Consider the following 12,798-nt stretch of genomic DNA (forward strand, 5'->3'; position numbering starts at 1 on the left):
AGCTGGCCGCCGCGCCGTCGGACGACTGGCTCGCGATCGCCGCCGGCCGCAAGGGCGGCCTCCCGGACGCCGCCCGGCACGTGCTCACCGCCGTGGACCGGGTCCGCTTCGCCCACGTGTACGCCGACGGCACGCTGGTCGCGATCGGTCGGGGGCACCGTCACCGGGCGGGGACGCTGGCTCGGGCTCAGCCTGATCGAGGTGGTGCCCGAGGCCCGGCGGCGCGGGCTGGCCGGCCGGGTGGTCCGGGCCCTGGTCGACTGGGGCGTGGCGGAGGGGGCGACGCACGCCTTCCTCCAGGTGGAGCAGCGCAACACCGCCGCGGTGACGCTCTACCGGGGACTCGGCTTCACCACCCACCACACCTACCTGACCCGGGTCGCCCCGGACTGAGCAGAGGGAAGGTTCCCGCAGGTCGTTCGGGGTACCGGAAGAACTGGACGCGGCACGACGCACGTCGCGACGCCTCCTTCGACCCCGGACCAGGAAGGACCTGCTCGATGGCCACGCGCAGCGGATCGGGACGCGGCAGCGCCTCGACGGCGACGAAGAACGTCCCCGGCAACCAGACCCCGAACACCCGCGACATCAACGAGAGCGACATCGCCCGCCTCAAGGTCGACCAACTCCGCGACCGACTGCGCCGACGCGGCATCACCGGCACCGCCGACTCGTCGACGCCCTGATCAAGGCGCTCCGCGAGGGGCGGAAGACCACCGGCTCGGGCACCGGCGGCTCGGGCTCCGGGCGCTCGGCCGGCTCGGGCTCCGGGCGCTCGGCCGGCTCGGATTCCGGGCGCGCTGGCTCCGGAGGCTCGGCGAGCGGCGGCAGGTCGGCCACCTCCGACCGCTCCGGTCCGCGTCGCCCGCAGTCGGAGTCGCCGGAGGTGGAGCTGGCAGAGGTGGAGCGGCGAGCGGCGGAACTGGCGGACGTGACGCCGCTGGCGATGGAGGTCGAGGAGGTCGAGCGGCGGGCGGCGGAGCTGGAGGAAGCGGTGTCCGAGTCGACGACGCCGGTGGCCACGCGCCCGAATGCCCGCGTCCCGCAGCCCTGGGCCGGCGACGACGACGCCGGGATCACGACGGGTGGGCAGCCGGTCCGGACCCACGCCCGGCAGACCGGTTCGGGGCCGCGCTGAGCATGGAGAACGCAGGCCGGGTGCTCACCTCGATGGTCCCGCCGGAGCTGGAGCCGGTCGACGAGGTGGTCACCCGGAGGGCACCGTGCTCACCGCCAAGGACCGCACCACGGTGGCGACCCCGCCGCTGCCGGGAACGGACGGCAGGGACCGGGCCTCCTCCCCCGCCAGCTAGGCGAGCAGCAGCACCGGGTCGGGGGCCGCCACCGGCGGGCCCGACCCGATCGGGGCCGTTCCGGCTCGAGGCGCGCCTCGTCGGCGAACCACGGATGCGCCGGAAGAGACAGCGCGACCTCCCGCACCAGAGCCGGCCGGAGGACGGACACCCACACGAGCGATAAACCTGAGAGTCATAAATATGCCTCTCAGGTATATCGCTCACACCGACGTTGCCACGACGCCGCGACCCGCCGGGACGACGCCCGGCCGATCGGGACCGGAGGAACTCGGCGCCTCAGCGGCGGACGACGCGACGCGGCTTGGCCGACTTGATCTCGGCGTACCGCTTGAGCTGCTGCGAGCGGTGGTCGAGACCGAGCGCGGTGAGCACCAGGTAGCCGACCGCCACGCCGGCCCCGGCGGCCAGCAGATAGAGCCAGATCTGGGCGAAGAACAGCCCGGCGCCCCCGCCGAACGGGTTGTTGCCGACCAGCAGCGGCCCGACCAGCACGGTCAGCAGCAGCGCCACCAGCACCGCCGCGCCGACGTCGGCGCCCCAGGCGCCCACCGGACGGCTACGGCCCTGCACGAAGACGACCCCGGCGAGGATCAGCCCGATCACCACGAACATGCCCAGCGAGACCCGGTCCGTGGCGGTGTCGTTCCCATCGAAGCCGAGCTTGATGATCACCCGAGCCACGACGTTGACCGCGAACAGCGCCGCCGCGAGCACGCCGACCGCGCGCCACCGATTCCCCATCGCACGCCTCCCGCCGTACCGCCCGCCCCACCGGCGAGCCTTCTGGCAGGAATGTCTACCACCACAGGCTGTGCGGCGTCATCACCCGTCGTGACGTCGTTGCGGCGGGCCGAGGATCTGCCGGAACGCCATCACCGCGAAGGTCATCGCCCCGGCGGTGATCATGCCCAGCCCCACCCAGTTGTCGCCGGCGACGAGCAGGTCGCCCTCGGTGGTGCGGACCGCCGCCACGGCCATCAGCACGAACCACGGCAACGCCGGCAGCGCCACCGCCCACTTGCGGCCGACCGTGGCGTACGCGAACCAGCTCACCGCGATCGCCGCGCCGATGGTGACCAGCACCGACACCCCGATCAGGTGACCGCCCACCCGGACGGTGGACAGCAGCAGCCCGAGCAGCGCCACCAGCACCCCGCCGACCGCCGAGACCAGCCCGCCGGCGACCCGCAGGGCGACGTCGAGCAGCCGCGCGGACCGACCCGGGGTCGGCGGTGTGACCTGCTCCTCGACCACCGTCATCGGCGCGGCGGGCAGGCTCACCGGAGCCCGGCCACCGCGACCGGGGAGCGATCGGTGCCGTCCGCGGCCAGCCCGGCGAAGAGGTCGTCCTCCCAGCTGTACGGGCCCTTGCCGGGGCCCTTCTCGCCCACCGCGAGGGTGAAGTACTCCACGCCCATGAACTCGGCGCCGAAGTTGCCGGCGATCGAGTACAGCCACGAGGTGGCCGGGATCTGGGTGGCGTGCGCGCGCATCGCCGCCTCCTTGGCGGCATGCTGGTCGGTGGCGTCGATCCGCGCGGCGATCTGCGGATCGGGCGTGCCGAAGGGCAGCTCGTCGGCGCTGTCGATGCCGTCGAAGGGGTTGTCGGACGCCTCGGTGAAGGCGGTCAGGCCGGCCTCCAGCACGCTGCGCGGCATGGCCGTCCAGTAGACCTTGGCCGGGGCGAAGCCCTCGGCGGCGGCCAGCTCGTGCGCCCGCATCGCCACCCGGTGGGCCTGGATGTGGTCGGGGTGGCCGTAGAAGCCGTTCGGGTCGTACGTGATCATGACCTGCGGGCGGACCTCGCGCATGATCTCCACCAGGTGCCCGGCGGCCTCGTCGAGGTCGGCCTGCCAGAAGGCCCGGGGGTGCTCGTTGGTGGCGAGCCCCATCATGCCGGAGTCGCGGTAGCGGCCGGCGCCGCCGAGGAAGCGGTGGTCGGTGACGCCGAGCGCGGCACAGGCCTCCGCCAGCTCGCCGATCCGGTAGCCGCCGAGCTGGTCGGCCTCGGCGGCGGCGAGCTGCGCCAGCTCCGGCACGTGGATCTCGCCCTCCTCGCCGAGAGTGCAGGTCACCAGCGTGACGTGGGCGCCGCTGGCGGCGTACCAGGCCATCGTCGACCCGGTGCCGATCGACTCGTCGTCGGGGTGCGCGTGAACCAGCAGAAGGCGTCGATCGGGCAGCGTCGTCACGTCCGTCACTCTAACCGGCGGTCCTCGTCCGCCGAGCCTGACGCGTCCGCCCAGGTCGGCCACATCACGTCGCGAGCCGCCCTACGATCTGGAGCTGTGGACTTTCCCGAGCTGGCCGCCCGCACCCGTCGGTTCAGCCACGGGGCGCCGCGCGCCGTTTCCGTGGCCGACGACGGCTCCCGGGTGGTCTTCCTCCGCTCGGGTGGCCCCGAGGACCCGGCCGAGCAACTCTGGTCGCTCGACGTCGCCAGCGGCGAGGAGCGGCTGATCGCCGACCCGGCCGCGCTGCTCGGCGCCGACACCGAACCGGGCGCGCTCGCCCCCCGGCGAGCGGGCGCTGCGCGAACGGCTGCGGCTCAGCAGCGCCGGCATCGGCTCGTACGCCCTCGACGCGCCGGCCGGGTGGCGGTCTTCGCGCTGGCCGGGCGGCTGTTCCGGGCCGACCTGGTGCACGGCGACGTGGTCGAGGTGGAGACCGTCGGGCCGGTGATCGACCCGCGGCCGGACCCGACCGGCGAGCGGCTGGCGTACGTCACCGACGCCGCCGAGGGGGTCCGCCGGGGCCAGCTGCGGGTGGTCGAGTCCGACGGCACCGACACCCTGCTGGCCGGCGAGGACTCCGGCGTGACCTGGGGGTTGGCCGAGCACGTCGCGGCCGAGGAGTTCGACCGGTTCCGCGGCTACTGGTGGGCGCCGGACGGCCGGTCGGTGCTGGCCGCCCGGGTGGACGAGTCCCGGCTGCCGCGCTGGCACCTGCACGACCCGGCCGACCCGACGAGCCCGCCGACCACGGTCGCGTACCCCCGGGCGGGTGGGCCGAACGCCGAGGTCAGCCTGCACCTGCTCGACCTCGACGACGGCTGGGTCGACGTGCACTGGGATCGCGAAACCTACCCGTACCTGGCCTCGGTGGGCTGGGCCGACGGCGGGCCGCTGATCACGGTGCTGCGCCGCTCGCAGCAGCACGGCCTGGTGCTGGCCGTGGACCCGCGCACCGGGGAGACGCAGGTGCACGCCGAGCTGGCGACCCGCGCTGGGTGGAGCCGATCCCGGGCACCCCGGCGCACCTGCCGGACGGCCGGGTCCTGGTCGGCGGGGAGCTGGCCCACGACGGGTACGACGCCCGCTGCCTCTTCGCCGACGGCACCCTGCTCACCCCGCCCTCGCTCTACGTACGCCGGGTGGTGGGGCGGCTGCCCACCGGCGGTGGCCCGGCGGACCTGCTGGTCGAGGCGAGCGAGGGCGAGCCGAGCCAGCGCCACCTGTACCGGGTCCGCACGGTGATCGGCGGCGGCGTGGACGCCCGTCGGATGAGCGGCACCCCCGGCTGGCACACCGCCGCGGTCGGCGGGGACGTGCTGGTGGTGGGCACCGCCTCGCTGGACGACGCGGGGACGAGCTGGTCGGTCTGGCGCGGCGACCGGGAGGTGGCCCAGTTACGCTCGCTGGCCGCCACCCCGCCGTACGCCCCGCGCCCGATGCTGGTCCGGGTGACCGACCGGCGGCTGCCGTCCGGCGTGCTCTACCCGAGCGACCACGTCAAGGGCACCCGACTGCCCGTGCTGCTGGACATCTACGGCGGTCCGGGGCACCAGGAGGTGGTGGCCGCCCGGGCGGCCTGGCTGGAACGGCAGTGGTGGGCCGACTCCGGCTTCGCGGTGGTGACCGTCGACAATCGGGGCACCCCGGGGGTGGCGCCCTCGTTCGAGAAGGCGGTGCACCGCCGGCTGGCCGACGTGATCCTGGCCGACCAGGTGGACGCGCTGACCGCGCTGGCCGGCAAGCACCCGGACCTGGACCTGGACCGGGTGGCGATCCGGGGCTGGTCGTTCGGCGGCTGGCTGGCCGGGCTGGCCGTGCTGCGGCACCCCGAGCTGTTCCGCTGCGGCATCGCCGGCGCCCCGGTCACCGACTGGCACCTTTACGACACCGCCTACACCGAGCGCTACCTGGGCCTGCCGGACGACGGGATCGACGTGTACGGCCACCACTCGCTGGTGGAGCTGGCCGCCGAGCCGCTGCTCGAGTCGGAGCAGGCCCGGCCGCTGCTGCTGGTGCACGGCCTGGTCGACGACAACGTGGTGGCCGCGCACACCCTGCGGCTGTCGGCGGCGCTGCTGGCCACCGGGCGCCCGCACGCGGTGCTGCCGCTGACCGGGGCCAGCCACCTGGCCGCCGACGGGCTGTCCGAGCGGCTGCTCCGGCTGGAGCTGGACTTCCTGCGTACGCACCTCTGAGACGCGGAAGGCCCCGGCCGACACCGTTGTCGACCGGGGCCCGTCCCTACCGCGAGTTACTGCTTGACGTACGCGTTGACGAAGGCCGGGTAGCCGAAGACGCTGGAGATGAAGACCCCGCCGGCCTTGGAGCCGTGCACGACGTAGGCCACGTCGACGTAGAGCGGCACCACCGGGGCGTGCTCCTTCATGATCCGCTCATCGAGCTTGCCCCACTCCGGGCCCTGGTCGGCCGGGGGCATGGCCAGGATCCGGTCGAACTCGGCGTTGATGGCCGGGTCGTTGAAGTAGGACTGGTTGCTGTTGCCCTCGGCCTTGATCGACCGGCCGTCGTAGAGCACCGGCAGGATGGACGCCCCGCTCGGCCAGTCCGCCGCCCAGTTGCCGATGTACAGGTCCCAGGGGTTGTTCTTCTTCTTGATCTCGTCGAGCTTGGCGTCGTCCGGGATGTTCCGGATCGTGATCTTGAAGCCGGCCTTCTCCAGGTTGCTCTTGATCTGGGTGGCCATCTCCTGCTCCTCCGAGTCGTCGGAGCGCCGAGGACGAGCTGCGGGGTCTGGCCGCCGAGCAGCTCCTTGGCCTTGTCGATGTCGCCGCTGGCGCCCGCCGGGTACGCGTCGTACGCCTTGTAGCCGATCGTCGCCGGCGGCATCAGCGTGGTCAGCGGGGCCGCCACGGTGGAGCCACCGATGGTCTTGATCAGGCCGTCACGGTCGATGGCGTAGTTGAGCGCCTGCCGGACCTTGAGGTCGGTGACCCGCTGGGTGTTGATGACCAGCTGGTTGGCGCTCGGCGTCGGGGAGAGGATGGTCCGCGACTTCAGGTTGGCGTCACCGGCGACCTTGGCCACCAGCGAGGCGGGCACGAAGTTCCACGCGAGCGCGCTCTGGTCCGCGCCGTTGTCCGCGATCACCCGGTTGTTCGCGGCGTCGGCGGTCGGGCCGAACGTCCAGACGAACTGGTCCGGGTACTGGTGCCGCACCGGGTCCGTCTTCGGGTCCCAGTTCGGGTTGCGGTCCAGGGTCAGCTGCACGCCGACCTGGTGCTTGGCGACCTTGTACGGCCCCGACGAGAACGGCTTCTGGTCGAGGTTGACGCCGGTGTCCAGCTCCGGCTTGAGCGGCGCGGTGGTCGGCAGCGAGACGGCGAACGGCAGGTCGCAGCGGGGCTTGGCGAACTCGAAGCGCAGCGTCTTCGCGTCCGGCGTGGTCAGGCCCGGGGGCAGCCCGGTCTTGTTCTTCTTGAAGTCCCACTTGGTGTCGAACTGCGGGCTGTCGGCCAGCCACTCCTGGATGTAGGTCGGGCCACCGGGCAGGTCCGGGTCGAAGGAGCGGGCGATGCCGTACGCGATCTCCTTGGCGGTGATCGCGCTGCCGTCCTCGAACTTCACCCCGTCCTTGATCTTGAATTCCCAGACCTTGCAGTCGTTGTTGACGTTGATGCCGGGCGTCTCGGCCAGGTCACCGACGAGCACCAGGCCGCCCTTGCCGTCGTCCTTCCACGTGGTCAGGTAGCGGGCGAAGAGCGGGTTGGCCATCAGGCCGGCGAACGAGTACGTCCGCTGCGGGTCCAGGTGGGAGATCGGCGTCTCCCGGATGATGCTGAAGGTGCCGCCCTTCTGGGCCCCCTCGACCTCGGCCGCCGGCCCCTGGGAGTCCTTCGGGTCGGTCGCGATCACCCCGGTCTGCTGCCGGTTGTTGTCCACCACCGGGCCGTCGTCCGTGTTCTTCGTGCACGCGCCCAACGCCACAACCAGTGCGATAGCGCCGGATGCGGCTGCCGCCACCCGTGGTCGCATGTCGTACCTCCTCCACCGTGTGCTCTGCGGGCGCCGGGCGGGGACCCGCCGACGTCCCGAGGATCGTAAAGAAGAAAACCTTCGGTTTGTGTAACAGTTGTCGCTAAATTTCAACGACGCGTACATCGGGTGTCCGCTCCCGACCCGCGACGGCTCAGCCCAGCCGCACCCGCGGGTCGATCGCGGCGTAGAGCAGGTCCACCACCAGGTTGGCGACCACCACGAAGAAGGCCGAGATCAGCACGGTGGCCATGATGGTGGGCAGGTCACCGCCCTTGACCGCGTCCACGGCGGTACGCCCCAGCCCGGTCAGGCCGAAGGTCAGCTCGGTGATCACCGTGCCGCCCAGCGCCCCGCCGACGTCCAGCCCGGCGATGGTGACCACCGGGGTGATCGCCGCGCGCAGCGCGTGCCGCCCGTACACCTGGGGTTTGGCCAGGCCCTTGGCCCGCGCGGTCCGCACGAAGTCCTCCGACAGCGTCTCCAGCATCTGGGCCCGGGACAGCCGGGCGTAGATGGCGGAGAAGAGGAAGGCCAGCGCGACCCAGGCGAGCACCAGCCCACTCGCCCACTTCAGCGGGTTGTCGAGGATCGACGTGTAGCCGGGCACCGGCAGCAGCCGCGTCGTGTAGACGAAGACCAGCAGCAGTACCGCGCCGACGAAGTAGAGCTGCAACGAGGCGCCGGTCAGCGAGAAGCCGATCGCGGCCCGGTCCACCCAGGTACCCCGGCGCAGCGCGGAGATCATGCCGAGACCCACCCCGAGCAGCAACCAGAGGATCGCCGCCGGGATCACGATGCTCAGCGTCACCGGCAGCACCCGGGCGATGGTGTCGGAGACCGCCTCGTTGGCCACGTAGGACCAGCCCAGGCAGGGGGCGTCACACCGACCGCCCTGGGCGCTGCCCAGGTCCCGGCCGGTGAAGATGCCCTTCATGTAGCCGGCGTACTGGGTGACGAGCGGGTCACGCAGCCCCAGCTCCTGGCGGACCCGCTCCAGCCGCTCCGGGTTGCAGTTCTTCGGGCACATGCCGTTGACCGGGTCGCGGGGCAGCGCGAAGAACATCAGGAAGGTCAGCACGCTCACCACGAAGAGGGTGAGGGCGGCGGAGAAGATCCGCTTGATCAGGAAACGGGCCATGTCGGCACCCCTACCGCGACGACTTCGGGTCGAGCGCGTCGCGCAGCGCGTCCCCGAAGAGGTTGAAGGCCAGCACCAGCGCGAAGATCGTGACGCCGGGGAAGAAGACGTACGCCGGGTCGGTCTGGAGGTAGTCCAGGCTCCGGTAGATCATCCGGCCGAAGCTCGGCGTCTCGTCGGTCAGGCCGACCCCGATGAAGGCCAGCGCCGCCTCGCTGGTGATGAACTGCGGCACCGCCAGCGAGAAGGCCACCAGGATCGGCGCCCAGATGTTCGGCAGCAGCTGCCGGAAGAGCATGTGCCCCAAGCCGGCGCCGCTGGCCCGGGCCGCCTCCACGAACTCCCGCTCGCGCAGCGCGATCACCTGCCCGCGGACCAGCCGGGCGGTGCTGGTCCAGCCGAAGACCGCGAAGATCGCGATCAGCATCGCCACGCCGAACGCCTCGGGCACCGCGTCGCGCTCGCCGTAGAAGCGCAGCACCAGCGTCGGCATCAGGGCGAGCGCGATGATCAGGAACGGCATGGCCAGCACCAGGTCGGTGATCCAGGTGATCACCGCGTCGACCCAGCCGCCCAGGTAGCCGGCGACGACACCGAGCGTCACGCCGAGGGCGGTGCTGAGCACCGCTGCCGAGAAGGCGATCAGCAGGGAGGTCCGCAGCCCGTACACCATCCGGATGAAGATGTCCCGGCCGTGCCGGGCTCCAGCCCGAACCAGTGCTCGCCGGAGATGCCGCCCAGGTAGCCCAGCGGCATCCCGCAGCACCGGTCCAGCTTGTCCTTGAAGTCCTCGCCGGGGCCGACGCCGTACACCATGGACAACAGCGGGGCGATCAGCGCGACCACCACGAAGAAGACCAGCAGGGCGGCACTGACCCGGGCGGTCCGGTCCCGACGCAGCCGGGCCAGGGCGAGCTGCCCGGGCGACCGGCCGACGACGCCTCCGCTCCGCGGCGCGTCGCCGTCGCCGCCGGACTCGATCTCGGCCAGCGCCACGCCCTCGACCGGGGACAGACTCACTTCGCCACCTCCTCGCCGCTCGCGCCCACCGACCCGGCCGGGGGCGTTGACCCGGCCGGAGCCGTCGACTCCACCGACTCCGCCGGCCGCACGTGGACCACCGGGCCGGCGGCGGCCACCGGGCCGCCTTCGGGGAAGTGGCAGGCGGTGGCCTGCCGGCCGCCGTCCCGCGGCACCAGGGCCGGTTCCTCGGTGGCGCAGATGTCCTGCGCCTTCCAGCACCGGGTCCGGAACCGGCAGCCCGAGGGCGGGTCCAGCGGCGTCGGGACGTCGCCGGCCAGCCGGATCCGCCCGGCCGGGCCGAGCGCCGTCACGTCCGGGATCGCCGACAGCAGAGCCCGGGTGTACGGATGCTGCGGCCGTTCGTAGATGTCGGCCCGGTCGCCGATCTCGACGATCCGGCCGAGGTACATGACGGCGACCCGCTGGCAGAAGTGCCGCACCACGGCCAGGTCGTGGGCGATGAACACGAACGCCAGGTCGAGGTCACGTTGCAGGTCCCGGAGCAGGTTGATCACCTGCGCCTGGATCGAGACGTCCAGCGCGGAGACCGGCTCGTCGGCGACGATCAGCTTCGGCCGCAGCGCCAACGCCCGGGCGATGCCGATGCGCTGCCGCTGCCCGCCGGAGAACTCGTGCGGGTAGCGGTTGTAGTGCTCCGGGTTCAGCCCGACCAGCTCCAGCAGCTCCTGCACCCGCTTGCGCACCCCGCCGGGCGGGTCGATGCCGTTGACCTGCAACGGCATCGCCACGATCCGGCCCACGGTGTGCCGGGGGTTCAGCGAGGCGTACGGGTCCTGGAAGATGATCTGGAGGTCCTGCCGCAGCGGCCGCAGCTCCCGCCGCCGGGCGTGGGTGATGTCCCGGCCGGCGAACTCGATGGTCCCGGCGCTGGGCTCCAGCAGCCGCACCAGCATCCGGCCGGTGGTGGTCTTGCCGCAGCCGGACTCCCCGACCAGACCGAGGGTCTCCCCCGGCCGCACGTCGAAGTCCAACCCGTCGACCGCCCGCACCAGCCCTCGGCTGCGCAGTCCGGTGCGCACCGGGAAGTGCTTGGTCAGCCCGCGTACCCGCAGCAGCGGTTCGGTCTCACTCATCGGGCCACCCCCACCTGTGCCACGTCCTCCTGGTAGAGCCGGGTGCGCTCCTGCGCCGACAGGTGGCAGGCGACCAGGTGGCCGGCCTCGCCCGCCGGGCCCAGCTCGGGCACCTGGGTGCGCGAGCGGTCACCGTTGCGGCCGGCGTACCGGCAGCGCGGGTGGAACGCGCAACCCGACGGCAGGTTGATCAGCGAGGGCGGCGTGCCGGGGATCGGCACCAGGTCCGCGTCCGCGTCGCCGTGCAGCGAGGGCACGCTCGACAGCAACCCCCAGGTGTACGGGTGCTGCGGGCGCCGCAGCACCTGCTCGACCGTGCCCCGCTCGACCGCCCGACCCCCGTACATGACCAGCACGTCGTCGGCGACCTGGGAGACCACGCCCAGGTCGTGGGTGATCAGGATGATCGCCGAGTGGAACTCGGCCTGCAGGTCGGTGAGCAGGTCCAGGATCTGCGCCTGCACGGTCACGTCGAGGGCGGTGGTCGGCTCGTCGGCGATCAGCAGGTCCGGGTCGTTGACCAGCGCCATCGCGATCATCGCCCGCTGCCGCATGCCGCCGGAGAACTCGTGCGGGTACTGGTCGAAGCGGCGCGCCGGCTGGGGGATGCCGACCCGGCCGAGCATGTCGACCGCCCGGGTACGCGCCTCCCGCCGACCCGCCCTCGGGTGGTGCACCCGGTACGCCTCGGCGATCTGCCGGCCCACCGTGTAGTAGGGGTGCAGGGCCGACAGCGGGTCCTGGAAGATCATCGCCATGTCCCGGCCGCGCAGCCGGCGCACCTCCTCGTCGCCGAGGCCGACCAGTTGACGACCGCCGAGGGTGATCTCCCCGGTGATGGTGGTCCGCTTGGCGTCGTGCAGGCCCAGGATGGCCAGCGAGGTGACGCTCTTGCCCGAGCCGGACTCACCGACGATGCCGAGCGTGCGCCCGCGCGCCACGTCGAAGGAGATCCCGTCCACGGCCCGGACCACGCCGTCGGTGGTGGCGAAACTGACCCGCAGGTCGTCGACCCGCAGGTGGGGCGCCTCGACGGCGCGCTGCTCCGGCACGCCCGGGCGGTCCGCCGACTGCCCGGACGGCACGGGTTCCGGACTGTCCACGACCGCCTCCCTCAGGTTGTAGAGAACCTACAACAAAGCTTCGAGGGTGAAAATAAGCTACAAGCGGCGGAGCTGTCAGCGGCCCACAGCGTAACGAGTCGGCATCGGGCGTGAACAGCCCTCACCAGGACATCCACCGCCGCAACTCGATGTCGTCGGCCCACGCTCGCACGTCAGGTGCGACGATGGTCGTGGCAGTCACGGAAGGATTCGGCGCCAGAGAGGTGGAGGTGACGATGACCGCGGCGGTGTTCGAACACGACGGCCCGTGGACCGAAGAGGAGTACCTCGCCCTCGGCGAGACGCAGCAACGCGTCGAACTCTTCGACGGGAGCCTCCACGTGACTCCAGCCCCCACTCCACGCCATCAGCGCATCTCGCGCAAGCTGGGCAACATCCTCGAAGCCGCGGCCGAGACCGCCGGGCTGGAACTCCTGGAAGCGGTGAACGTCCGGCTTCGGCCGGGCCGGATCCCCATTCCCGATCTCGTCATCACCGGGCCGGTCGACCTGGACGAGCTCATGATCGATGCGGCCGACGTCCGGCTCATCTGCGAGATCATCTCGCCGAGCAACGCGGCCACCGACAAGGTGCTCAAGATGCACTACTACGCCGCCGCCGGCATCGAGTGGTACCTCCTGGTCGAGCAGGAGACCGGCACGTTGCACCTCTACCGACGGCAGGGCAGCCACTACCTGGAGCAGTCGGTGACCAGGACGGGGGACGTGCTCGTGCTCACCGAGCCGGTGAAGGCCACCATCCGGCCGGAGGAGCTCGTCCCCTGACGAACGTCGGCCGGCTCGCCTAGGGTCGGGCGCATGACCGAGTTCGACGCGGCCTCCGCCGCCGTCCAGGCCGCCCTCGACGCGGGCGCCCGGTACGCGGACGCCCGGG

12 protein-coding genes and 4 pseudogenes are annotated in these 12,798 nt (G+C 72.2%); 5 read left to right on the top strand and 11 right to left on the bottom strand.

Going from position 1 to position 12,798, the window contains the following annotated elements:
* The 3 genes and pseudogenes from JNW89_RS13475 to JNW89_RS13485 form a co-directional block, all read left to right on the top strand.
* A pseudogene (locus JNW89_RS13475) lies at positions 1-393 on the top strand (GNAT family N-acetyltransferase); the annotation flags it as partial.
* 107 nt (positions 394-500) lie between these two features.
* Entirely contained in the window at positions 501-686 is a 186-nt protein-coding gene (locus JNW89_RS13480) for a hypothetical protein (protein ID WP_238449198.1), read from the top strand.
* A 200-nt stretch (positions 687-886) separates the two neighbouring features.
* A complete protein-coding gene (locus JNW89_RS13485) occupies positions 887-1,138 on the top strand; it encodes a hypothetical protein (protein WP_238449199.1) in 252 nt (83 codons plus the stop codon).
* 454 nt (positions 1,139-1,592) lie between these two features.
* Here JNW89_RS13485 and JNW89_RS13490 read toward each other — a convergent pair whose 3' ends face one another.
* The 3 genes from JNW89_RS13490 to mshB all read right to left on the bottom strand — a co-directional run bounded on the left by JNW89_RS13490 (position 1,593) and on the right by mshB (position 3,517).
* Positions 1,593-2,057, bottom strand: coding sequence for a hypothetical protein (locus JNW89_RS13490; RefSeq protein WP_238449200.1), 465 nt, complete (start codon positions 2,055-2,057; stop codon positions 1,593-1,595).
* Positions 2,058-2,138: 81 nt separating this feature from the next.
* Positions 2,139-2,576 (bottom strand): hypothetical protein, encoded by a 438-nt coding sequence (locus JNW89_RS13495; RefSeq protein ID WP_238449206.1) that lies wholly within the window; start codon positions 2,574-2,576, stop codon positions 2,139-2,141.
* Positions 2,577-2,593: 17 nt separating this feature from the next.
* A complete protein-coding gene (mshB, locus tag JNW89_RS13500; RefSeq protein WP_238449201.1) occupies positions 2,594-3,517 on the bottom strand; it encodes an N-acetyl-1-D-myo-inositol-2-amino-2-deoxy-alpha-D-glucopyranoside deacetylase in 924 nt (307 codons plus the stop codon).
* 87 nt (positions 3,518-3,604) lie between these two features.
* On the opposite strand from mshB, the pseudogene JNW89_RS13505 reads away from it, so the two are divergent.
* A pseudogene (locus JNW89_RS13505) lies at positions 3,605-5,745 on the top strand (prolyl oligopeptidase family serine peptidase).
* A gap of 56 nt (positions 5,746-5,801) precedes the next feature.
* Here the strand turns inward: JNW89_RS13505 and JNW89_RS36720 are convergent.
* From JNW89_RS36720 to JNW89_RS13535, 8 genes and pseudogenes are all read right to left on the bottom strand, one after another.
* A complete protein-coding gene (locus tag JNW89_RS36720; protein WP_255540776.1) occupies positions 5,802-5,936 on the bottom strand; it encodes a hypothetical protein in 135 nt (44 codons plus the stop codon).
* 192 nt (positions 5,937-6,128) lie between these two features.
* A pseudogene (locus JNW89_RS36725) lies at positions 6,129-6,254 on the bottom strand (hypothetical protein); the annotation flags it as partial.
* 116 nt (positions 6,255-6,370) lie between these two features.
* Positions 6,371-7,669: pseudogene (locus JNW89_RS13510) on the bottom strand (ABC transporter substrate-binding protein); the annotation flags it as partial.
* 28 nt (positions 7,670-7,697) lie between these two features.
* Positions 7,698-8,684 carry an ABC transporter permease gene (locus JNW89_RS13515; protein ID WP_238449202.1) on the bottom strand — a complete coding sequence of 329 codons (987 nt, stop codon included), beginning with the start codon at positions 8,682-8,684 and terminating at the stop codon, positions 7,698-7,700.
* A gap of 10 nt (positions 8,685-8,694) precedes the next feature.
* Positions 8,695-9,357, bottom strand: coding sequence for an ABC transporter permease (locus JNW89_RS13520; protein ID WP_238449203.1), 663 nt, complete (start codon positions 9,355-9,357; stop codon positions 8,695-8,697).
* Positions 9,327-9,704: a hypothetical protein gene (locus tag JNW89_RS13525; protein WP_238449204.1), complete on the bottom strand. Its 378-nt coding sequence runs from the start codon at positions 9,702-9,704 to the stop codon at positions 9,327-9,329. The genes JNW89_RS13520 and JNW89_RS13525 overlap by 31 nt, the downstream gene beginning before the upstream one ends.
* Entirely contained in the window at positions 9,701-10,801 is a 1,101-nt protein-coding gene (locus tag JNW89_RS13530) for an ABC transporter ATP-binding protein (protein WP_238449205.1), read from the bottom strand. The genes JNW89_RS13525 and JNW89_RS13530 overlap by 4 nt, the downstream gene beginning before the upstream one ends.
* Entirely contained in the window at positions 10,798-11,853 is a 1,056-nt protein-coding gene (locus JNW89_RS13535) for an ABC transporter ATP-binding protein (protein ID WP_238449207.1), read from the bottom strand. Before JNW89_RS13535 ends, JNW89_RS13530 begins: the two co-directional genes overlap by 4 nt.
* 287 nt (positions 11,854-12,140) lie before the next feature.
* Between JNW89_RS13535 and JNW89_RS13540 the strand changes: the two genes are divergently transcribed.
* Positions 12,141-12,689, top strand: a complete 549-nt coding sequence (locus tag JNW89_RS13540; RefSeq protein ID WP_238449208.1) for a Uma2 family endonuclease — start codon at positions 12,141-12,143, stop codon at positions 12,687-12,689.
* The last annotated feature ends 109 nt before the right edge of the window (positions 12,690-12,798 follow it).

The sequence above is a fragment of the Micromonospora sp. 4G55 genome (genome assembly GCF_016803375.1).